Origin of the sequence: Tabrizicola sp. M-4, assembly GCF_051132405.1 — a bacterium.
Taxonomy (GTDB): Bacteria; Pseudomonadota; Alphaproteobacteria; order Rhodobacterales; family Rhodobacteraceae; genus Paragemmobacter.
In genome coordinates, this window is the sequence record NZ_CP128606.1 from 3,967,195 (window position 1) to 3,986,268 (window position 19,074).

General features: G+C 62.2%; 22 protein-coding genes. 14 read left to right on the forward strand and 8 right to left on the reverse strand.

Features of this window, described 5'->3' with window-relative positions:
- Positions 1 to 14: 14 nt before the first annotated feature.
- From trxA to TabM4_RS19375, 5 genes are all read left to right on the forward strand, one after another.
- A complete protein-coding gene (gene trxA, locus TabM4_RS19355) occupies positions 15 to 341 on the forward strand; it encodes a thioredoxin (protein WP_434616296.1) in 327 nt (108 codons plus the stop codon).
- Positions 342 to 436: 95 nt separating this feature from the next.
- A complete protein-coding gene (hslV, locus tag TabM4_RS19360) occupies positions 437 to 994 on the forward strand; it encodes an ATP-dependent protease subunit HslV (protein WP_434616299.1) in 558 nt (185 codons plus the stop codon).
- A 3-nt stretch (positions 995 to 997) separates the two neighbouring features.
- Positions 998 to 2,296, forward strand: coding sequence for an ATP-dependent protease ATPase subunit HslU (gene hslU, locus TabM4_RS19365; protein ID WP_434616302.1), 1,299 nt, complete (start codon positions 998 to 1,000; stop codon positions 2,294 to 2,296).
- 71 nt (positions 2,297 to 2,367) lie between these two features.
- Positions 2,368 to 3,468, forward strand: coding sequence for an alpha/beta hydrolase (locus tag TabM4_RS19370; RefSeq protein WP_434616305.1), 1,101 nt, complete (start codon positions 2,368 to 2,370; stop codon positions 3,466 to 3,468).
- 48 nt (positions 3,469 to 3,516) lie between these two features.
- Positions 3,517 to 4,737, forward strand: coding sequence for an MFS transporter (locus TabM4_RS19375; protein ID WP_434616307.1), 1,221 nt, complete (start codon positions 3,517 to 3,519; stop codon positions 4,735 to 4,737).
- Here TabM4_RS19375 and TabM4_RS19380 read toward each other — a convergent pair.
- From TabM4_RS19380 to TabM4_RS19390, 3 genes are read right to left on the reverse strand one after another with little or no spacing between them, the layout of a single operon-like run.
- Positions 4,734 to 5,348: a Smr/MutS family protein gene (locus tag TabM4_RS19380; RefSeq protein WP_434616310.1), complete on the reverse strand. Its 615-nt coding sequence runs from the start codon at positions 5,346 to 5,348 to the stop codon at positions 4,734 to 4,736. The two genes, TabM4_RS19375 and TabM4_RS19380, sit on opposite strands and share 4 nt — an antisense overlap.
- Positions 5,348 to 6,367 carry a murein transglycosylase A gene (gene mltA, locus TabM4_RS19385; protein ID WP_434616313.1) on the reverse strand — a complete coding sequence of 340 codons (1,020 nt, stop codon included), beginning with the start codon at positions 6,365 to 6,367 and terminating at the stop codon, positions 5,348 to 5,350. The genes TabM4_RS19380 and mltA overlap by 1 nt, the downstream gene beginning before the upstream one ends.
- Positions 6,367 to 7,032 carry a Tim44/TimA family putative adaptor protein gene (locus TabM4_RS19390; RefSeq protein WP_434616316.1) on the reverse strand — a complete coding sequence of 222 codons (666 nt, stop codon included), beginning with the start codon at positions 7,030 to 7,032 and terminating at the stop codon, positions 6,367 to 6,369. Before TabM4_RS19390 ends, mltA begins: the two co-directional genes overlap by 1 nt.
- 135 nt (positions 7,033 to 7,167) lie before the next feature.
- Between TabM4_RS19390 and TabM4_RS19395 the strand changes: the two genes are divergently transcribed.
- Entirely contained in the window at positions 7,168 to 7,641 is a 474-nt protein-coding gene (locus TabM4_RS19395) for an FxsA family protein (RefSeq protein WP_434616319.1), read from the forward strand.
- Between the two features lie 61 nt (positions 7,642 to 7,702).
- Positions 7,703 to 8,215: a protein-export chaperone SecB gene (gene secB / locus TabM4_RS19400; RefSeq protein WP_434616322.1), complete on the forward strand. Its 513-nt coding sequence runs from the start codon at positions 7,703 to 7,705 to the stop codon at positions 8,213 to 8,215.
- A gap of 33 nt (positions 8,216 to 8,248) precedes the next feature.
- Here secB and dnaQ read toward each other — a convergent pair whose 3' ends face one another.
- The 4 genes from dnaQ to TabM4_RS19420 are packed head-to-tail and all read right to left on the reverse strand — an operon-like array spanning position 8,249 to position 10,965.
- Positions 8,249 to 8,950: a DNA polymerase III subunit epsilon gene (gene dnaQ, locus TabM4_RS19405; RefSeq protein ID WP_434616325.1), complete on the reverse strand. Its 702-nt coding sequence runs from the start codon at positions 8,948 to 8,950 to the stop codon at positions 8,249 to 8,251.
- Positions 8,943 to 9,536: a dephospho-CoA kinase gene (coaE, locus tag TabM4_RS19410; RefSeq protein ID WP_434616328.1), complete on the reverse strand. Its 594-nt coding sequence runs from the start codon at positions 9,534 to 9,536 to the stop codon at positions 8,943 to 8,945. Before coaE ends, dnaQ begins: the two co-directional genes overlap by 8 nt.
- Complete coding sequence (locus tag TabM4_RS19415; RefSeq protein ID WP_434616331.1) at positions 9,533 to 10,372, reverse strand: shikimate dehydrogenase; 840 nt, start codon at positions 10,370 to 10,372, stop codon at positions 9,533 to 9,535. Before TabM4_RS19415 ends, coaE begins: the two co-directional genes overlap by 4 nt.
- On the reverse strand, positions 10,369 to 10,965 hold the full coding sequence (locus tag TabM4_RS19420) for a Maf family protein (RefSeq protein ID WP_434616334.1): 597 nt from the start codon (positions 10,963 to 10,965) through the stop codon (positions 10,369 to 10,371). Before TabM4_RS19420 ends, TabM4_RS19415 begins: the two co-directional genes overlap by 4 nt.
- A 404-nt stretch (positions 10,966 to 11,369) precedes the next feature.
- Between TabM4_RS19420 and hemJ the strand changes: the two genes are divergently transcribed.
- From hemJ to TabM4_RS19455, 7 genes are all read left to right on the forward strand, one after another.
- On the forward strand, positions 11,370 to 11,834 hold the full coding sequence (gene hemJ / locus TabM4_RS19425) for a protoporphyrinogen oxidase HemJ (protein ID WP_434616337.1): 465 nt from the start codon (positions 11,370 to 11,372) through the stop codon (positions 11,832 to 11,834).
- Positions 11,835 to 11,974: 140 nt separating this feature from the next.
- Positions 11,975 to 13,246 (forward strand): transcription termination factor Rho, encoded by a 1,272-nt coding sequence (rho, locus tag TabM4_RS19430; RefSeq protein WP_434616340.1) that lies wholly within the window; start codon positions 11,975 to 11,977, stop codon positions 13,244 to 13,246.
- Between the two features lie 27 nt (positions 13,247 to 13,273).
- Positions 13,274 to 14,548 (forward strand): tRNA uridine-5-carboxymethylaminomethyl(34) synthesis GTPase MnmE, encoded by a 1,275-nt coding sequence (gene mnmE, locus TabM4_RS19435; protein WP_434616343.1) that lies wholly within the window; start codon positions 13,274 to 13,276, stop codon positions 14,546 to 14,548.
- Between the two features lie 11 nt (positions 14,549 to 14,559).
- Positions 14,560 to 16,425, forward strand: coding sequence for a tRNA uridine-5-carboxymethylaminomethyl(34) synthesis enzyme MnmG (mnmG, locus tag TabM4_RS19440; protein ID WP_434616346.1), 1,866 nt, complete (start codon positions 14,560 to 14,562; stop codon positions 16,423 to 16,425).
- Complete coding sequence (gene rsmG, locus TabM4_RS19445; RefSeq protein WP_434616349.1) at positions 16,422 to 17,036, forward strand: 16S rRNA (guanine(527)-N(7))-methyltransferase RsmG; 615 nt, start codon at positions 16,422 to 16,424, stop codon at positions 17,034 to 17,036. Before mnmG ends, rsmG begins: the two co-directional genes overlap by 4 nt.
- Positions 17,029 to 17,850, forward strand: coding sequence for a ParA family protein (locus TabM4_RS19450; RefSeq protein WP_434616352.1), 822 nt, complete (start codon positions 17,029 to 17,031; stop codon positions 17,848 to 17,850). Before rsmG ends, TabM4_RS19450 begins: the two co-directional genes overlap by 8 nt.
- Before the next feature lie 2 nt (positions 17,851 to 17,852).
- Positions 17,853 to 18,761, forward strand: coding sequence for a ParB/RepB/Spo0J family partition protein (locus TabM4_RS19455; RefSeq protein WP_434616355.1), 909 nt, complete (start codon positions 17,853 to 17,855; stop codon positions 18,759 to 18,761).
- On the opposite strand, the gene TabM4_RS19460 is transcribed toward TabM4_RS19455, so the two are convergent.
- Positions 18,736 to 19,032, reverse strand: a complete 297-nt coding sequence (locus TabM4_RS19460; RefSeq protein ID WP_434622181.1) for a YbaN family protein — start codon at positions 19,030 to 19,032, stop codon at positions 18,736 to 18,738. The two genes, TabM4_RS19455 and TabM4_RS19460, sit on opposite strands and share 26 nt — an antisense overlap.
- Between the last annotated feature and the right edge of the window lie 42 nt (positions 19,033 to 19,074).

Consider the following 19,074-nt stretch of genomic DNA (forward strand, 5'->3'; position numbering starts at 1 on the left):
CAGGAGATATGAAGATGGGCGCTGCGACCGTCGCCGTCACCGACGCCACCTTCGACGCCGAGGTCCGCAAATCGGACATCCCCGTCGTGGTGGATTTCTGGGCCGAATGGTGCGGCCCCTGCCGCATGATCGGCCCCGCGCTGGAAGAACTCGCCACCCAATACGCGGGCAAGGTGAAGATCGTGAAGGTCAACGTCGACGAAAACCCCGACAGCCCAGCCCAGCTCGGCGTGCGCGGCATCCCGGCGCTGTTCCTGTTCAAGGACGGTCAGGTCGTCTCCAACAAGGTCGGCGCCGCGCCCAAGGCCGCGCTGGAAAACTGGATCCAGTCGGCGATCTGATCTCAGACATCCCGATGTGAAGGGCGGCCCCTCGCGGCCGCCCTTTTCCTTTTCGCCCGCCCATGCCCATATGAGCCAAGGAACAGGAGGCACCCATGTCCGACGACAAATTCCCCGGCTGGCACGGCACCACCATCCTCGCCGTCCGCAAGGGCGGCGAAGTCGTCGTCGCGGGCGACGGGCAGGTCAGCCTCGGGCAAACGGTCATCAAGGGCACCGCCCGCAAGGTGCGCCGCCTTTCTCCCGGCGGGCGCGACGTCGTCTGTGGTTTCGCCGGGTCCACCGCCGATGCCTTCACGTTGCTGGAACGGCTGGAAAAGAAACTCGAATCCGCCCCCGGCCAACTCGCCCGTGCCTGTGTCGATCTCGCAAAGGATTGGCGGATGGACAAATACCTCCGCAACCTCGAGGCCATGCTGATCGTCACCGATGGCCGTGACCTCTTCGTCATCACCGGGGCAGGGGACGTGCTGGAACCCGAACACGACATCGCCGCCATCGGATCGGGCGGCAATTTCGCCCTCGCCGCCGCGCGCGGCCTCATGCACGCCGACCTCCCGGCAGAAGACATCGCCCGCAAGGCAATGGCCATCGCCGCCGACATCTGCGTCTACACCAACGGCAATCTCACCGTCGAAACGATCAAGGGCTGACCCATGACCAACCTCACCCCGCGCGAGATCGTCTCGGAACTCGACCGCTTCATCATCGGCCAGCGCGACGCCAAGCGCGCCGTCGCCGTGGCGCTGCGCAACCGCTGGCGGAGAAAGCAACTGGGCGATGATCTGCGGGACGAGGTCTATCCGAAAAACATCCTCATGATCGGCCCCACCGGCGTCGGGAAGACCGAAATCAGCCGCCGCCTCGCCAAACTCGCCCGCGCGCCCTTCCTCAAGGTCGAAGCGACCAAATTCACCGAAGTCGGCTATGTGGGCCGCGACGTCGACAGCATCATCCGTGACCTCGTGGACGCCGCCATGATCGAAACCCGCCAGCGCATGCGCGACGAGGTGAAGGCCCGCGCGCACAAAGCCGCCGAAGACCGCGTGATCGAGGCGCTGGCCGGCAAGGATGCCCGTGAACAGACCCGCGACATGTTCCGCCAGAAGCTGAAACGCGGCGAACTGGACGGCACCGTCATCGAACTCGAGGTGCAGGACACCGCCACCCCCTTTGCGATGATGCCCGGCGGCAACGGCATGGAAATGCAGATGCAGGGCCTTCAAGACCTGTTCAAAGCCTTCGGTGGCCGCTCCACCCGCAAGAAGATGACCGTCGCCGAAAGCTATGACATCCTGATCGGGCAAGAGGCGGACAAGCTTCTGGACGACGAGGCGGTCAAGGCCGCCGCGTTGGAGGCCGTGCAGGAAAATGGCATCGTCTTTCTGGACGAGATCGACAAGATCTGCGCCCGCGCCGATGCCCGCGGCGCGGATGTAAGCCGCGAGGGCGTCCAGCGCGACTTGCTGCCGTTGATCGAAGGCACGACCGTTTCCACCAAATACGGCCCTGTGAAGACCGATCACATCCTCTTCATCGCCTCGGGGGCGTTTCACATCGCCAAACCCTCGGACCTGCTGCCCGAATTGCAGGGGCGCCTGCCCATCCGCGTGGAACTGCAACCGCTGACCGAAGATGACTTCGTCCGCATCCTCACGGAAACCGACAACGCCCTGACGCGCCAGTACAGCGCCCTCATGGCCACGGAAGAGGTCGCGGTGACCTTCACGCCCGATGGCATCGCCGCGCTGGCCCGCATCGCCGCCGACGTGAACCGAAGCGTGGAGAACATCGGCGCGCGTCGCCTCTACACCATCATGGAGCGCGTGTTCGAGGAACTGTCCTTCACCGCACCAGACCGCAGCGGTGAAGCGGTCACGGTCGATGCCGCCTTCGTCGAGACGAATGTCGGGCAACTGGCCCGATCGGCGGATATCTCCCGCTACGTGCTCTGACGGGCAGCACCGGCTTGACCCTGCCGGTAACTGCCCCGATCAATCGGGGCAGCCCTTGGAAGGAAAGTCATTTGCGCGGCCTCATCCTCCCGATCCTCCTGATCGCCCTGTCTGCCTGCACCGCCCGCGGCACGATGGTCGTCGTCCCGCCGGAAACCGCAGAGGGGCCGATTTCCACGGTCTATGTCGGCACCACGCGCGGGCTGGAAGGCACAGGTGTCTTCGGCAGCGAACGGTCCGAGGCGCTGCGCTTTGCCCGCTATGACGTGGCCATCCCGCCCCAGCGCGAGGTGGGCCAGATCAGCTATCCGAAACCGCGTCGCCCGAATGTATCGACCGATTTCGTCACAACGGGCCAGCGCATCTATTCCGCCGATGCCGACTTCCGCTCCGATCTCGGCGCGGCCCTTGCCGCCAACGGGCGCGAGGCGATTATCTTCGTTCACGGCTTCAACAACACCTTCACCGAAGGGCTCTACCGCATCGCGCAACTGCGGCACGATCTGGAGGTGCCGGGCGTGGCGCTGCATTATTCATGGCCCTCGGCCGCCGAACCGCTTGGCTATCTGTACGACCGCGACTCGGCCACCTTCGCCCGCGACGGGCTGGAGGAATTGATCCGGGAAACCGTCGCCGCGGGGGCAACGCGCGTGACGCTGGTCGCCCATTCCATGGGAAGCTATCTGTCGATGGAGGCGCTGCGCGACATCGCGCTGAAGGATGGCAGGATCATGCCGCAGCTGCGGGGCATCGTCCTCATCTCGCCCGATATCGATGTCGAGGTCTTCCGCGCGCAGGCCAAGGACATCGGCACCCTGCCCCAGCCCTTCCTGATCTTCGGGTCCGACCGCGACCGGGTGCTGCGGCTTTCCGCGCTGATCACGGGTCAACGCGGCAGGCTCGGCTCCCTCGACAGCGTGGAACAGCTTTCGGATCTTGAGGTCACCTATCTGGACGTCGGTGCCTTTTCCAGTGGCGGGGGCCATTTCGTGCCCGGAACTTCGCCCGCGCTCATCAAGCTGCTGGGACGGATCGGCGATGTGGATCAGGCCTTTGGCAACGATGCCGCCGGTCGCGCCGGTCTGCTTCCCGGCGTGATCCTGACCGCACGCAGCGCGACCCGCGTCATCCTGCGGCCCGTGGCCGACATCACCGGTGACAGCCTGAACTGATCACAAAAAGGATGGGCTTTTGGGGGAAAGGATGAGAAGACGGGCATCATGCCCTTTCTTGCCTTCCTCCGCGCCAATGCGCCCTACCTTTTCGCGGGCTTCCTGCTGTCTTTCCTGTCAGGCTTCGGGCAGACCTATTTCATCTCGGTCTTCGCCGCCGAAATCCGGGAAACCAATGGCCTGACCCACGGGCAATGGGGCACGCTCTATGCCGCCTGCACCATGACCTCGGCCTTCCTGATGCTCTGGTCGGGCTCTTTCACCGACCGTTTCCGCGTCCGCCATCTTGGCACCGCCGTCATGGCCGCCCTCACCCTTGCCTGCCTGCTCATGGCCACGGGACCGACAGGCTGGCTCCTCCCCCTCGCCATCTTCGCGCTGCGCCTGTTCGGCCAAGGCATGATGGTGCAGACCGCCGGTGTCGCCATGTCGCGCTGGTTCGTCGCCTCGCGTGGCCGCGCTCTTGCCATCGCCGCGCTGGGCTTTTCGGTGGGCGAGGTCGTCATGCCCCTCGGCTTCGTCGCGCTGAAGTCGCTCTGGCACTGGCAGACGCTCTGGCTTGTGGCTGCAGCCGTGATTGCCGCCAGCATCCCGCTCATGTGGCGCCTCCTCCGCCTTGAACGCACCCCGCAATCCATCGCGGCAGAGAACGACGCCCCCGGCATGGGTAACCGCCACTGGACCCGCGCCGACATGCTGCGCCATCCACTGTTCTGGTGCGTGCTGCCTGCGCTGGTCGGCCCGCCCTGCTTCATCACCGCCTTCTTCTTCCAGCAGGTCCATCTGGCCGAGGTGAAGGGCTGGACACACCTTTCCCTCGTCGCCACCTTCCCCGCCTTCACCGCCGCCTCCGTCACAGCCATGTTCGCGGGCGGCTGGGCGCTGGACCGCTGGGGAACGGCGCGGTTGATGCCGGTCTATGTACTGCCGCTGGCGGTGTTCTTCGCCATCTTTCCGCTGATCGACAATGTAGGAACCACCTTCTTCGCGATTGCCATCATGGGCCTGTCTTCGGGCGCGCAATTGACCATCCCCATGGCCTTCTGGGCGGAATTCTACGGCACCCGCCACATCGGCGCGATCCGCGCGACAATCGGTGCGGCCATGGTCCTTGCCACAGCCATCGGCCCCGCCCTTTCGGGTCGCCTGATCGATGCGGGCCACGACCTGCCCGAGCAGATGCCCTATTATGCAGCGTGGTTCATTGCAGCAACGGTCATCCTGACCCTTGGCATCCGAGGTGCGGCGCGCGATCTGCCCGCGCGTTAGCGCCGCCGCAGATAGACGTAATAGGCCCCGCTGCCCCCGTGCTTCAGATGCGCTTCCGTCACCTGCAACACGGCAGGCCCCATCGGCGGCATGCGCAACCATTGCGGGACCTGATGCCGGAGCGCGCCCATCCGCGAGGGGATCGGTCCGTAATCCTCTCCCCGCTTGCCCTTGCCGGTGATCACCAGCACCAGCCGCATCCCCGCCGACTGCGCGTTCAGGATGAACCGGATCAGTTCCGGATGCGCCTCGGCCAATGTCATCCCATGCAGGTCGATCCGCGCCTCAGGCAGCAGTTTTCCCCGCACCATCTTGCCATGCAGCTTGGCGTCCATCTGCAACGGCGCGGCCTTCAACGCCTCGCCCAAGCCCGGCGCGATGTCATGCGCCGACGCTGTCTTCGACTTCTGGCCCAGCCGGAACGGCTCCAGCCAGCTTTTCGGGATTTCCGCCTCGCGCGGCTTCGGGTCCACGACAGGAGGATGCGGATGCGCCACCGCATCCATGCCACGCAGGAAGCCCTTCGATTTCGGATGCATAGGCCGCGCCGTGCGCGCGACGGCCTGCCACAACTCTTCCTCTTCGGGACGCAACGTCCGGCGGCGGGTCATCACATCCCGTCCGGGATCATCGCATAGGCCCAGTCGATGGGCAAAAGCAGCACCATGCGACCGCCATCCTTGACCACCCCCGCCGCATCGCCCGCCGCGCGGCCCGTGCCATAGAAGATATCGGCCCTCTGCGGCCCCTTGATCGCGCCCCCGGTATCCTGCGCCACCATCAGGCTGCGGATAGGGTCCGTCCCCGCCTTCTCCACCCAGACCGGGGCACCCAGCGGCGTATAGGCCGGATCGATTGCCACCGACCGGAACGCCGTGATCGACCGGCCCATCGCGCCGATGGGCCCCTTCTCGGCCGGAACCTCGTCCACCCTTCGGAAGAACACATAGGACGGGTTGATGTTCAGAAGGTCCGACCCCGCCTGATTGCGCACATAGCTTGCAATCTCCTGCGCCGAGACCTGATCCATGTTATGCGTGCCGCGCCGCACCATCTCTTGCCCGACCGAGCGGTATTCGTGCCCATTCCGCCCGGCATAGCCAACCCGCATCACACGCCCGTCCGGCATGCGTATCCGCCCGGACCCCTGCACTTGCAGGAAATACACGTCCACCGGATCATCCAGCCATGCGAGTTCCAGCCCGCGCCCCCGCAATATCCCGCGCTCGATTTCGGCCCGGCTGTGGAAAACCTGCCCGTCCCGCAATTCGGGCGGGCGGCGGTAGATGGGCCAGGCAAAGCGCGGTGTCCTTACGGGGGATCCGTCAAGTTCCGGTTCGTAATAACCGGTGAACAAGGCGGGCGGTTCGCCGATCACGACGGGGCGGAAGAACAGTTCGAAGAATTGCCGCGCGCCTGCGGGCGTGTTCCCGGCATCGGCGGCAAGCTTGCACAGCGGAAGCCAATCCTCGTCCTTCAGAAGATCGCAGGTTTCCCGGAAAGAGGCCAAGGCCGCGCGATGGTCATCCTCGGCCCAGCCGTCAAGATCGGCAAAGCGAAGGATTTCGGCATGGGCATGCTGTGCGGTCATGATGACCGCCAGTATAGCCGCTGCCAGCGCCCTGCGCATCAGTCTCCGGTCGCGACAAGCTGCCAGTTGGGATCATTCGATCCCATCTTGCGGGCAAAGGTCCAGACATCGCGCTGCCGCTTGATCTCGGTCGGGCTGCCCTCGACCACCTCGCCCGCCGCATTCTTCACGACAGAGGTCAACTCGCCCACGAAGCGCACCGAAACTTCGGCCTCGCGGGTGTCACGGTCGAAAGTCGCATCATGCAGCGCCAGTTCGCGCAGGCCGACGAAATTCGCCTCCACCGTCAGACCCTGCTCTTCGCGCAGGCGCACGGCCTCGTCGAAGGCTTCCGCCACATCGGGCGAAAGGAAGGACCGGACCTTGTCGATCTCGCCCTTCTCATAGGCCATCAGGATCATCTCATAAGCCCCGCGCGCACCGCCGAGGAAACCCGAAACGTTGAAGCCCGGCTCTGCCATCTTCATCGCCGCAAGCGCCTTGGCCGCATCCGACCCATCCGCCACATGATCGACAATATCACGATCCGGCCCGCCCTCGATCACCTCGAAGTCGCGGCGCGGCTTTGCGGCGGGGCGCACGTCGTCCAGCGGGATCGGCGGCTTTTCAAACCCCTCGCGCGTTCCAAGGACGGAACGCAGCTTCAGGATCAGGAATACGGCGATCCCGGCCAGAACAAGCAGCTGGATCAGGGAAGAGCTCATCTTAACCTCGGTCTTGCGATGCCATGCTTCGGCAGGGCCAGGGGGTTGGTAACTTCGTCGTCTCGGCCCTATGTAGGGGGGAGGGCCGCGCCTGTCTATGGTGGCCCCCCCGATTTGGCCGCAAGGACCGATGCCATGCCCGTTTTTGCCCTTCTTCTGCTTTGGCCGCTGCTGGAAATCGCACTTTTCGTGGTGATTGGCGGTACCATCGGCCTTTGGCTGACGCTGCTGGTGGTGATCGGAACGGGAATTCTTGGCGTGGCCCTGCTGCAAAGACAGGGCCTGCGCAGCGCGGAACGCTTGCGCACGGAAATGGACAGGATGCGCGATCCGCTTGGCACGGCGGGTGATGGCGCCTTGCGCGCCCTTGCGGCGATGCTCCTGATCCTGCCGGGGTTCCTGACCGATGCCTTGGGTATGCTGCTGTTGCTGCCGCCCGTGCGGGCGATGATCGTGCAGCAGGTTGCCCGCCGAATGACGGTTGTTTCCATGCGGTCGGATCAGCCCGCGCGGCGTAGCGACGGGATCGTGATCGACGGGGAATTCGTCGAGGTGGAGACCGATCCTACCCGCAACCCCGGCCCTCCCTCCGGCTGGACCAGGCATTGAGGCCCGGTCACCTTCCTGCTAGGAACCCGTCGTAACGTGTTCCGGAGGAGGAGTGACAGGAATGGCCGAAGAAAACACCACCGACGGCGCAGCGCCCGCACAACCCGCCCAGCCGCAACTGCGCATGCAGGTTCTGGCGCAATTCATCCGCGACATGTCCTTCGAGAATATGGTCGCCAAGAAAGGCGTGACCTCGGGCGATGTGCAGCCCGATATCCAGGTCGCCGTCAGCCTTGATGCGCGCAAGCGCCCCGCCGACCATCAGTATGACGTGATCTCGAAGTACCGCTGCACCTCGAAGAACAAGACGAATGGCGAAACGCTGTTCCTGCTCGAGGTCGAATATGGCGCGATCTTCCATGTCGAGGGCGTTCCGGAAGAGCAGCTTCACCCCTTCCTGCTGATCGAATGCCCGCGTCTGATCTTCCCCTTCGTGCGCCGCATCATTTCCGATGTGACGCGCGACGGTGGTTTCCCGCCATTGAACATCGATACGGTGGATTTCGTGACGCTGTATCGTCAGGAACTCGCCCGTCGGGCGCAGGCCGCGCAGGCGCAGCCGACCGTCAACTGAACGAGACTCATGACCGAAAGGGAAAGCGCGCCATCAGGCGCGCTTTTTCCATATTGCCCCATCGCCAAGCTTTGCGATGAAGGCGGCATGGGCCTCTGCCTCTTCTGGATGGATGCGCGGCGCCAACGGTGCGGGGCGCGGCTTGGGACGCCAGACGTCGCCAGAGGCCCTTGTCGTGCCGCCGGTCGTGGGTCCTGCCGAGGTGGCAAGCCCGAAATCGGGCTGCCGGCCGCCCACCAGTTCCAAATAGACTTCGGCCAAAATCTCGCTGTCGAGCAAAGCGCCGTGCTTTTCGCGCGCCGAATTGTCCACCCCGAACCGTCGGCACAGCGCATCAAGCGAGGCGGGCGATCCCGGAAACCGTTGCCGCGCGATGGCAAGTGTATCCACCGCCCGCTCCCACGGTAGGCCGGGCAGCCCCGCCCATTGCAATTCGGCATTCAGGAATTTCATGTCGAAAGCCGCGTTGTGGATCACCAGTTTCGCATCCCCGAGGAAATCCAGAAAGGCCTGACCCACGGCCTTGAAGACCGGCTTGTCCCGCAGGAAGTCATCGCCCAGCCCGTGTACCTCGAAGGCCTCCTTCGGCATGGACCGTTCCGGGTTGATGTATTGGTGATAGGTCCTTCCGGTCGGCAGGTGGTTGAATAGTTCCACCGCTCCAATCTCTACAATGCGATGGCCTTCCGACGGTTCGAAGCCGGTGGTTTCGGTGTCCAGAACGATTTCACGCATGACGATTTTCCCGGATATGGGCAATCAACGCCCGAACGCAGGCGCGGGCCGATTCAAGGCTGAGCGTTTCGATTATATGGGTGGCGCGACCACGCTTTTCGGCATCCGGCATCTGGCGCGACAGGATGGAATGAAACTGCGCCTCCGTCATGCCGGGCCTCGCCATGACCCGTGCGCGCTGCAGGTCTGCCGGGGCCGTCACCAGCACTGTGGCATCCATCTCCACCTCCGTTCCCTTCTCGAACAGCAGCGGAATGTCGAGTACCACGATATCGCCGCGCGCTTCCGCCAGAAACGAAGCCCGATCTGCAGCCACCAGCGGATGCACGACGGATTCGATCTTTTCAAGCGCCGAAGGATCACGGGCGATCCATGATTTCAGCCGATCACGGCTGATCCCGCCCTCGACCAGCGCATCGGGGCAAAGCAAGGCCAAGGGTGCGACGGCTGCGCCGCCCGGTGCATATAGGCGATGCACGGCTGCATCCGCATCCCAGACGGGAATGCCCTCTTCGCGGAATAACCGTGCCGTCGTCGATTTCCCCATCCCGATCGACCCGGTCAGGCCAAGGCGGAAGGCGCTCATGCCGAAAGAACCGCGATGCGCGTGGCCTCATCGACGTCCGGGCGATGCCCGAACCACCTTTCAAAACCAGGAGCGGCCTGATGCAACAGCATTCCCAGCCCGTCCACGGTGGTCGCGCCGCGTTCCTCGGCCTCGATCAGAAACTGGGTCTTCAGTGGCGTGTAGACCAGATCCGTCACCAGCGCATGTGATGACAGCGACCCCAGGGGAAGGACAAGGTCCGGCTTCCCCGTCATACCCAGAGAGGTGGTGTTCACCACGGTCGCCGCGCCATCGATCATCGCATCGGCCTGCACCCATTCATGGACATGGATCTTCGCCCCGAAATCCGACCGCAGCGCATCTGCGCGCGCCCTCGTCCGGTTGGCAAGGCGGATTTCCGGAACCCCCACCTCGATCAAGGCGGCGACGATGGCCCGCGCCGCGCCGCCCGCACCGAAGACGGCTGCCGGGCCAAGGCTGGGCACCCAATGCGGCGCTCCTTGTCGAAGGTTTGCGATGAAACCCGCACCATCGGTATTGTCAGCCTGTATCTTGCCATCCTTCCGGAAGATGAGCGTATTCGCCGCACCGATCAGCGCAGCCCGGTCAGTGATGACATCGGCAATATGCAGGACGGCCTCCTTGTGGGGAATGGTCACATTCGCCCCCACGAAGCCCATCTTCGGCATCATCCGCAGCACCTGCTCCAGATCCGCTTGCGCCACATCCATCGGAATGTAGAAACCCTTGATCCCGTATCGCTTCAACCAATAGCCATGCAGCGCTGGCGACCGGCTATGGGCGATGGGCGAACCGATGACGGCGGCAAGCGGGATACGGGGATGATCTGTCATGCCGCGATGAAACCCCGCTGCGCCAGATAGTTCAAGAGCGGCAGGAGCGGGAGGCCGAGCACGGTGAAATAATCCCCCTCCACCTGCGAGAAAAGCCGAGCCCCCTCGCGTTCAAGCTGATAGGCGCCCACGCAATGGCGGATCTCCTCCCAGTTCCGCGCGACGTAATCGTCAAGATAGGCATCCGAAAAGGATCGCATCGTCAGCCGCACCTCTCCCACATGCCGCCAGACCGGTTTCGTCCCCTCATATAGCACGACCGCAGAAATGAGCCTGTGACTTCTGCCACGAAGCCGTGCCAACTGTGCCCGCGCCGCATCAGGGCTTTCCGGTTTACCCCATACTCCTCCCTCTGCCTCCAGAACCTGATCGCAGCCGATCACAACGGCTTCCGGTTCCCGTTCGGCAAGCTTGCGCGCCTTCATCTCGGCAAGCGTATCCGCAACATCACGTGGCTTTGCGCCCTCCGCCTCCAGACCGGCGCGGATCGCCTCTTCATCCACCCGCGCCGGGCGGGCCTCAACCATCACGCCGGCATCGGACAGCATCTGACGGCGGATGGACGAAGCAGAGGCAAGAATGATGCGAGGCATGGGGGCGATCCTGTGGAAAGTTCGGTTTTGTTCCTGAAGGCCTTATCCCCGGTTCTCCGATGACCACCGGCCCCTGCGGATGACGGGCACGATGTTTCGACGACCCGCGCCGATTTGTCCACCTGTGGAAAGGGGCTTTCAACCGTACTGGAACATCAGTTTTGCAATCGGGCAGTGCGTACCCTCATCGGGATAAGTCTTCGCTTCGATGGCATTCAACAGACTGATTTTATTAAGGTAAATGGAACGTAAAGATCTCGAAACGCAGTTTTCCCGTCCTTGTCCACAGAAACGCACTTGTGGAGAAAGAGAGGGATAAGGGCCGCAATCCCGTTCTCCACAGGCATTACATCATCATCATTCTCTTTTCTTTTCCTATTTATAAGAAGAAAGAGGGGTGAGGAATGGAACGGGACGCGATGGGCGATTTTCTGGCGAACTGGTATGCTTGGACCAAGGCTTTGCACGTGGTGTCCGTGATCTCGTGGATGGCGGGGCTGTTCTACCTGCCACGTCTTTTTGTCTATCATGTCGAGGTGGTCGGCTCCGGAAACCCGACGGATACCCTGTTCCAAACGATGGAACGGCGGTTGCTGCGGGGGATCATGAACCCGGCAATGATCGCCACGTGGATCTTTGGTTTGGCCCTGGTCTTCACGCCGGGGATCGTGTCTTGGTCCGAACTCTGGCCCTGGCTGAAGGCTGGGGCAGTGCTTGGGATGACATGGTTCCATCACTGGCTGGGCCTGCGCCGGAAGGATTTCATGGCAGGTTCAAACAGCCGAACCGGTCGGACCTACCGCATCATGAACGAGGTGCCGACGATCCTTCTTCTGGTGATCGTCTTCTCGGTGATCGTGAAGTTCTGAACCCCTTTCACTGCCATCGTTGACTTTTTCGCCATCGCTGCGTATCTGCAGGACGGCATGGCCGTCCGGCCGAATGCGCTTCCCGTTTCCATAAACACGATCCCATGCCGTTGGCGTGGCGATTCAGGGCATATCCGCACATGACCACCGAACGGCTGAACCTCTCCGACCTCAAGGCCAAGACACCGGCCGATCTTCTGGCGATGGCCGAGGAGTGGGAGATCGAGAACGCCCCTTCCATGCGGAAGGGCGAGATGATGTTCCAGATCCTGAAGGAACATGCAGAAGAAGGGTTCGAGATCGGCGGCGACGGCGTTCTGGAAGTGCTGCAGGACGGTTTCGGATTTTTGCGCAGCCCCGAGGCGAATTATCTTCCGGGTCCCGATGACATCTATGTCAGCCCCGAGATGATCCGCCAGTTTTCCCTGAGGACCGGCGATTCAATCGAAGGCGTCATCCAAGCCCCGCGTGAGAATGAACGCTATTTCAGTCTTGTGAAGGCGACCAAGATCAATTTCGACGATCCCGAAAAGGCCCGCCACAAGGTGCACTTCGACAACCTGACGCCGCTTTACCCCGATGAGCGGTTGAAGATGGAAATCGAGGACCCGACGATCAAGGACCGTTCCGCCCGGATCATCGACCTTGTCTGCCCAATCGGCAAGGGACAGCGTGCCCTGATCGTTGCCCCGCCCCGAACCGGCAAGACGGTCCTTTTGCAGAACATCGCGCATTCGATCGAGAAGAACCATCCGGAATGCTATCTGATCGTTCTGCTCATCGATGAACGTCCTGAGGAAGTGACCGACATGCAGCGGTCGGTGAAGGGCGAGGTCGTCTCGTCAACCTTTGACGAACCGGCGACGCGTCACGTCGCCGTGGCGGAAATGGTGATCGAGAAGGCCAAGCGCCTTGTCGAGCACAAGCGCGACGTGGTGATCCTTCTCGACTCGATCACGCGCCTTGGCCGCGCGTTCAACACCGTTGTTCCGTCCTCGGGCAAAGTGCTTACGGGGGGTGTCGACGCCAATGCGCTGCAGCGGCCGAAGCGCTTTTTCGGCGCGGCCCGCAACATCGAGGAGGGTGGTTCACTTACCATCATCGCAACGGCCCTGATCGACACGGGTAGCCGGATGGACGAGGTGATCTTTGAAGAATTCAAGGGCACCGGCAACAGCGAGATCGTTCTGGACCGCAAGGTGGCGGACAAGCGGGTCTTCCCGGCAATCGACATCCTGAAGTCCGGCACGCGGAAAGAAGATCTTCTTGTGGACAAGGTGGATCTGCAAAAGACCTATGTCCTGCGACGGATTCTGAACCCGATGGGAACGACTGATGCGATCGAATTCCTTCTCTCCAAGCTGAAGCAGACGAAGACAAATTCGGAATTCTTTGACTCCATGAACACATAAGTGTTCTGAATCAACGGGTTAGTTTACATGGATACGATCTACGCCTTGGCCAGTGCCCGTGGCAAGGCCGGGGTGGCCGTTGTGCGGATTTCGGGTCCAGATGCCTTTGCAGTCGCCGAGGCGATGGCTGGTGCTCTGCCGGAACCCCGATATGCGGCGTTGCGTCGGTTGCGTTCTGACGGCGACATACTGGATCAGGCGTTGGTCCTGACCTTTCCGAAGGGGAACAGTTTTACTGGTGAACCGGTGGTAGAGTTTCACCTGCATGGTTCGCTGGCAGTTGTGCAGGTAGTGCTTCGAGCAGTTGGCAATCATCCCGGCCTTCGCCTTGCGGAACCGGGCGAGTTCACGCGTCGTGCATTGGAGAATGGCTGTCTTGACCTGACTCAGGTTGAAGGTCTTGCCGATCTTATCGATGCCGAAACCGAGGCACAGCGGCGGCAGGCGGAGCGCGTGCTCTCCGGGGCCATCGGTGCCCGTGTCGAAGAGTGGAGGCGATCCCTGATCCGCGCTGCCTCGCTGATCGAAGCGACGATCGACTTTGCCGATGAGGAGGTGCCGCAGGACGTGACGCCTGAGGTATCTTTTCTGTTGCGCGGCGTGATCGACAGCCTAAGGGCCGAGCTGCGAGGTTATGCAGCGGCCGAACGGATACGGGACGGCTTCGAGGTGGCGATAGTCGGAGCGCCGAATGCAGGGAAATCCACCCTGCTAAATGCGCTTGCGGGGCGAGAGGCGGCGATCACCTCCGAATATGCGGGCACGACACGGGATGTGATTGAGGTTCGCATGGAAATCGCCGGCCTTGCCGTCACATTGCTGGACACAGCCGGTCTCCGCAACCCGGATGACCCCGTAGAGCGTATCGGGATCGACAGGGGTATCACTCGCGCCCGCGCCGCCGATCTCCGCGTGTTCCTGCAAAGCGGCGAGGCGATAGAGGGACTCGATCCGTCGTGCGATGATATCGTCGTCTCTGCAAAAGCCGATCTGTCGGGCTCCGGTGTGTCGGGAAAGACGGGACAGGGTGTTCCAGAACTTCTGGATGCGATCGCTGGACGCCTGCGCAAGCGGTCCGCCGGCGCCGGCCTTGTGACAAGGGAGCGGCATCGACTTGCGATAGACCGCGCTATCAGGGCTATGGAATCAGCGATGCATGAGGTAGAGAGGGGCGCGCAACGGGCCGAACTCGCCGCCGCGGAACTGCGCGTGGCGATCCGGGCGCTGGAATCCCTCGTTGGTCGGCTTGATGTAGAGGATCTGCTGGATGAGATATTCTCCAGTTTCTGCATCGGGAAATAGGAGTGTTTCACGTGAAACTTTTTGACGTCATAGTCATCGGCGGGGGGCATGCCGGTTCAGAAGCAGCCGCTGCAGCTGCGCGCATGGGTGCTAAGACAGCGCTCGTAACTCTCCGGGCGGATGCTATCGGTGTTATGTCGTGCAACCCAGCCATTGGCGGGCTTGGGAAAGGTCATCTTGTGCGTGAGATTGATGCCCTTGACGGAGTCATGGGTCGTGCCGCCGATCAGGCGGGTATCCAATTCCGCCTGCTCAATCGGCGCAAGGGTCCCGCCGTACAGGGCCCAAGGGCTCAAGCAGACAGGAAACTTTATCGCCAATCGATGCAGACCCTTCTATCTCGGGAGGCCATGCTGACGATTATTGAGGGCGAGGTATCTGATCTCCTTCTGTCACCCGATGCGATTCGAGGTGTCGCGCTCAAGGACGGCAGTGAGCTATCTGCGAAAGCCGTCATCTTGACGGCAGGTACATTCTTGAACGGTGTCATCCATATCGGCGATCAAAGGCAAAGTGGTGGTCGCATCGGCGACCAGCCATCGATAGCGCTGGCAGAGCGCCTTGCTAAACTTGATCTTCCGCGTGGGCGCCTGAAGACGGGCACACCGCCCCGCCTGTCCGGCAGAACCATAGACTGGTCGCGATTGGAGATGCAACCGGGCGACGACGACCCAGTTTTCTTCTCGTTTATGAGTCGCACAACCACGGCTCGACAGATCAGCTGTGGAATCACCCATACGAACGAACGGACACATGACATCGTCCGCTCCAACATCGGCCTGTCTGCCATGTATGGTGGCCATATCGAGGGGATCGGTCCGCGATACTGCCCCTCTATCGAGGACAAGGTTGTTCGCTTCGCTGACAAGACGTCACATCAAGTCTTTCTTGAACCCGAAGGACTTGACGATGACACGGTCTACCCGAACGGCATTTCCACATCCCTGCCCGCGCAGGTCCAAGACGACTATGTCCGTTCGATCGCGGGTTTGGAGAATGTGACAATCCTTCAACCCGGCTATGCCATTGAGTATGACTACTTCGACCCAAGATGCTTGCGCCCCACGTTGGAGGTGAAGGATCGCCCCGGTCTATACTTCGCCGGGCAGATCAACGGTACAACCGGGTATGAGGAGGCCGCAGCGCAAGGCCTCGTCGCGGGTCTCAATGCGGCTGCAGCCGCGCTTGGCCGCGAACCGATCCACTTCAGTCGCGCAGAAAGCTACATCGGTGTGATGATTGACGACTTGATCACACGCGGGGTGACAGAGCCTTACCGGATGTTCACGTCTCGCGCTGAATTTCGTCTTGCGTTGCGGGCTGACAACGCCGACCAAAGACACACACCCCTCGGCATTTCCTTTGGCTGCGTAAGGGACGACCGTCGTGCGGACTTTGAAACAAAGGCCGGCTGCTTGATCTCCGCGCAGAACATCCTCCGCTCTCGTCGCTACTCTCCCAAGGAACTCTCGTCCACATCCCTGACCGTAAGTCAGGACGGTGCACGCAGGGATGGCCTGGATTTACTCGCCTTTGGCGAAGATGCAACGACGGTGGTGGAGCAACTCTTTCCGGAATTCGCGGCGCTCGATCCGCTCATCCGCAGGCAAACTGCAATCGATGCCCTCTATTCCCAGTACCTCGCACGTCAGGAACAGGATGCTCGCCTTCTTCAGAAGGAAGAGGAAACTGCACTCCCTGATGGCCTGAACTATCAGGCAATGCCAGGACTCTCCTTCGAACTGGCGCAGAAGCTCACCCGGGTTCGACCAACCACACTAGCGCAGGCTGGCCGCATCGAAGGCATGACGCCAGCAGCGCTTACCTTGATACTCGCGCATGTCCGCAAGGATCAACGCAGCAGGGCGGCCGGATGATGCCGTCGGCCCTGCCGCAGGGTGTTTCACGTGAAACGCTGGAAAGATTGGCCAGACTCGAAACCCTTCTCTCCAAATGGAACCCCGCGATCAATCTCGTCTCCCGCAGCACCATCGCCAACGCATGGGAGAGGCATATCCTGGACTCTGCGCAGTTATTTGCTCTGGCACCAGATCACGCGACTCATTGGGTCGATCTTGGCAGTGGTGGTGGCTTTCCGGGGCTCGTGATCGCCTGTCTCTCTGCTGACCTGCGGCCAGGCCTTCGCGTCACCCTGATCGAATCCGATCAACGCAAGTGCACATTCCTCCGCCAAGCTGCGGCGGAGCTTGGCATCAAGCCCGGCGTTTTAAGCACAAGAATCGAAACCGCCCCTCCGCAGGCGGCCGACATTCTCTCTGCTCGTGCCCTCTCGGCGCTCCCCAATCTTCTGTCTTTTGCCCGGCGCCATCTTGCCCCCCATGGCATTGCCCTCTTTCCAAAAGGCGCCACCTGGCAGGAAGAGGTTGAACACGCTCGCAAGGAATGGCACTTCGACCTGACAACGCATCCCAGCCTGACCGATCCGCAAGCTGTCATCCTTGCCGTGAAAGACCTGACCCATGTCTGACCCAAGCCGTCCGAAACAGCCGCGCATCATCGCAATCGCCAATCAGAAGGGCGGCGTGGGCAAGACAACGACCGCAATCAACCTCGCCGCCGGCCTTGCGGAGAAGGGCGCACGTGTCCTCCTCGTCGACCTCGACCCGCAGGGAAATGCCTCGACCGGCCTCGGGATCGAGACATCGGATCGCAAAATCACCACCTACGACCTCCTCATCGACGATGCTCCGCTCGAAACTGTGATCCGTCCGACCAATATCCCCGGCCTCCTCATCTGCCCCGCCAATGCCGATCTCTCCTCTGCCGATATCGAACTCGTCGCCAATGAAAAGCGCAGCTTTCTCTTGCACGACGCCCTGCGCCAACCCGCTATCGACCGTTTCGCCCTCGACTTCATCCTGATCGATTGCCCCCCCTCCCTCAGCCTTCTCACGGTCAATGCCCTCATCGCCAGCCATTCCGTGCTGGTCCCCCTGCAGTCGGAATTCTTCGCCCTCGAAGGCCTCTCGCAACTGATGCTCTCGGTGCGTGAGGTCCGGCAAACCGCCAATCCCAACCTCCGGATCGAAGGTGTTGTGCTCACCATGTATGACGGCCGCAATAGGTTGAGTCAGCAGGTTGAACTCGATGCCCGCGAGAATCTCGGCGACCTCGTTTTCCAGACGATCATCCCCCGCAATGTCCGCGTGTCCGAGGCACCAAGTTTCGCCCTCCCCGTCCTCAATTACGACACCGCCTCCAAGGGAAGCGAGGCTTACCGCGCCCTCGCTGCTGAACTCATCGCCCGCCATCCGCTCGACCGCACCGAGGAGCACGCCTGATCATGGAAAAGAAACCCGAACGCCGCAGCCTTGGGCGCGGCCTTTCCGCACTCATGGCCGATGTCTCGGTCGAGGCTGATCCCCAAACCCCTGATCGCCCTCGTCGCCCCGATCTGCTGGTCCCGGTCGAACGACTGATCCCGAACCCCAACCAGCCCCGCCGCGACTTTCAACCCGAAGCGCTTCAGGAGCTCGCAGCATCCCTCCGCGCCAAGGGCGTGATCCAACCTCTCATCGTCCGCGCCCTTCCAGATGGTCGCTTTGAAATCGTCGCCGGTGAACGCCGGTGGCGTGCCGCACAACTTGCCCAACTCCACGAACTTCCTGTCCTCGTCCGCGAGTTCACCGATGCCGAAGTCATCGAAGTCGCCATCATCGAGAACATCCAGCGCGCCGATCTGAACGCCATCGAAGAGGCCCTCGCCTTTCGTCAGCTGATGGAACGTTTCGGTCACACGCAGGAGAAACTGGCCGAAGCCCTCTCGAAAAGCCGCAGCCACATCGCCAACCTCCTCCGCCTCCTATCCCTTCCCGATGAAGTGCAAACCCATGTCCGTGAGGGGCGTCTTTCCGCAGGCCATGCCCGCGCCCTCATCACGGCGCCCAATGCGGCCGAACTCGCCCGACAGGTCATCTCTCGCAATCTCTCCGTCCGTGAAACCGAGGCGCTCGCCCGCGATCCTGCCAGGAAGGGCACCGGAAAATCCTCCGGCCCGCGCGGAAAACAGGAAAAAGACGCCGACACCCGGGCGCTGGAGAATGACCTCTCCGCCAATCTCAACATGCGCGTGACCATCGATCACGCGGGCATCGACGAAGGTGGCACCCTGACGATCCGCTATCGCTCGCTCGACGATCTCGATCTTCTCTGCCGCGTCCTCTCCGCTATTCCGCGGGACGTGTCCATATGAACAGTGCGACGCCCAGCAGAACCAGCGCCTGAACCGCCAGAACCCAGACAGCCAGCCCAAGCGCGACAGAAACCCCGAAGGTCACCGCGATCGAGGCGGTGGCCAGCCATTTCGCCCTACGCCCGATAGCTCCGCGCTCCTGCCAGTCGCGGATGGGTTCCCCGAACCGTGGGTGCGCCAGCAGCCAAAGATGCAGCCGCTCGGAAGACCGCGCAAAGCAGAAAGCGGCAAGCAACAGGAAGGGGACTGTCGGCAAAAGCGGCAGAAACATCCCGATCCCGCCCAGAACCAGCGCCACGCCACCGCCGAAAAG

Excerpts from the sequence above, each read along its gene's own strand:
- dnaQ (WP_434616325.1), bottom strand. The coding sequence starts at position 8,950 with ATGCGTGAAATCGTTCTGGACACCGAAACCACCGGCTTCGAACCGTCG.
- mnmE (WP_434616343.1), top strand. The coding sequence starts at position 13,274 with ATGGATACGATCTACGCCTTGGCCAGTGCCCGTGGCAAGGCCGGGGTG.
- TabM4_RS19380 (WP_434616310.1), bottom strand. The coding sequence starts at position 5,348 with ATGACCCGCCGCCGGACGTTGCGTCCCGAAGAGGAAGAGTTGTGGCAG.
- trxA (WP_434616296.1), top strand. The coding sequence starts at position 15 with ATGGGCGCTGCGACCGTCGCCGTCACCGACGCCACCTTCGACGCCGAG.
- TabM4_RS19420 (WP_434616334.1), bottom strand. The coding sequence starts at position 10,965 with ATGCCTCGCATCATTCTTGCCTCTGCTTCGTCCATCCGCCGTCAGATG.
- hslV (WP_434616299.1), top strand. The coding sequence starts at position 437 with ATGTCCGACGACAAATTCCCCGGCTGGCACGGCACCACCATCCTCGCC.
- TabM4_RS19450 (WP_434616352.1), top strand. The coding sequence starts at position 17,029 with ATGTCTGACCCAAGCCGTCCGAAACAGCCGCGCATCATCGCAATCGCC.
- TabM4_RS19460 (WP_434622181.1), bottom strand. The coding sequence starts at position 19,032 with ATGTTTCTGCCGCTTTTGCCGACAGTCCCCTTCCTGTTGCTTGCCGCT.
- hemJ (WP_434616337.1), top strand. The coding sequence starts at position 11,370 with ATGGAACGGGACGCGATGGGCGATTTTCTGGCGAACTGGTATGCTTGG.
- coaE (WP_434616328.1), bottom strand. The coding sequence starts at position 9,536 with ATGAGCGCCTTCCGCCTTGGCCTGACCGGGTCGATCGGGATGGGGAAA.
- TabM4_RS19390 (WP_434616316.1), bottom strand. The coding sequence starts at position 7,032 with ATGAGCTCTTCCCTGATCCAGCTGCTTGTTCTGGCCGGGATCGCCGTA.
- TabM4_RS19455 (WP_434616355.1), top strand. The coding sequence starts at position 17,853 with ATGGAAAAGAAACCCGAACGCCGCAGCCTTGGGCGCGGCCTTTCCGCA.
- mltA (WP_434616313.1), bottom strand. The coding sequence starts at position 6,367 with ATGCGCAGGGCGCTGGCAGCGGCTATACTGGCGGTCATCATGACCGCA.
- secB (WP_434616322.1), top strand. The coding sequence starts at position 7,703 with ATGGCCGAAGAAAACACCACCGACGGCGCAGCGCCCGCACAACCCGCC.
- TabM4_RS19415 (WP_434616331.1), bottom strand. The coding sequence starts at position 10,372 with ATGACAGATCATCCCCGTATCCCGCTTGCCGCCGTCATCGGTTCGCCC.
- rsmG (WP_434616349.1), top strand. The coding sequence starts at position 16,422 with ATGATGCCGTCGGCCCTGCCGCAGGGTGTTTCACGTGAAACGCTGGAA.
- hslU (WP_434616302.1), top strand. The coding sequence starts at position 998 with ATGACCAACCTCACCCCGCGCGAGATCGTCTCGGAACTCGACCGCTTC.
- rho (WP_434616340.1), top strand. The coding sequence starts at position 11,975 with ATGACCACCGAACGGCTGAACCTCTCCGACCTCAAGGCCAAGACACCG.
- TabM4_RS19395 (WP_434616319.1), top strand. The coding sequence starts at position 7,168 with ATGCCCGTTTTTGCCCTTCTTCTGCTTTGGCCGCTGCTGGAAATCGCA.
- TabM4_RS19375 (WP_434616307.1), top strand. The coding sequence starts at position 3,517 with ATGCCCTTTCTTGCCTTCCTCCGCGCCAATGCGCCCTACCTTTTCGCG.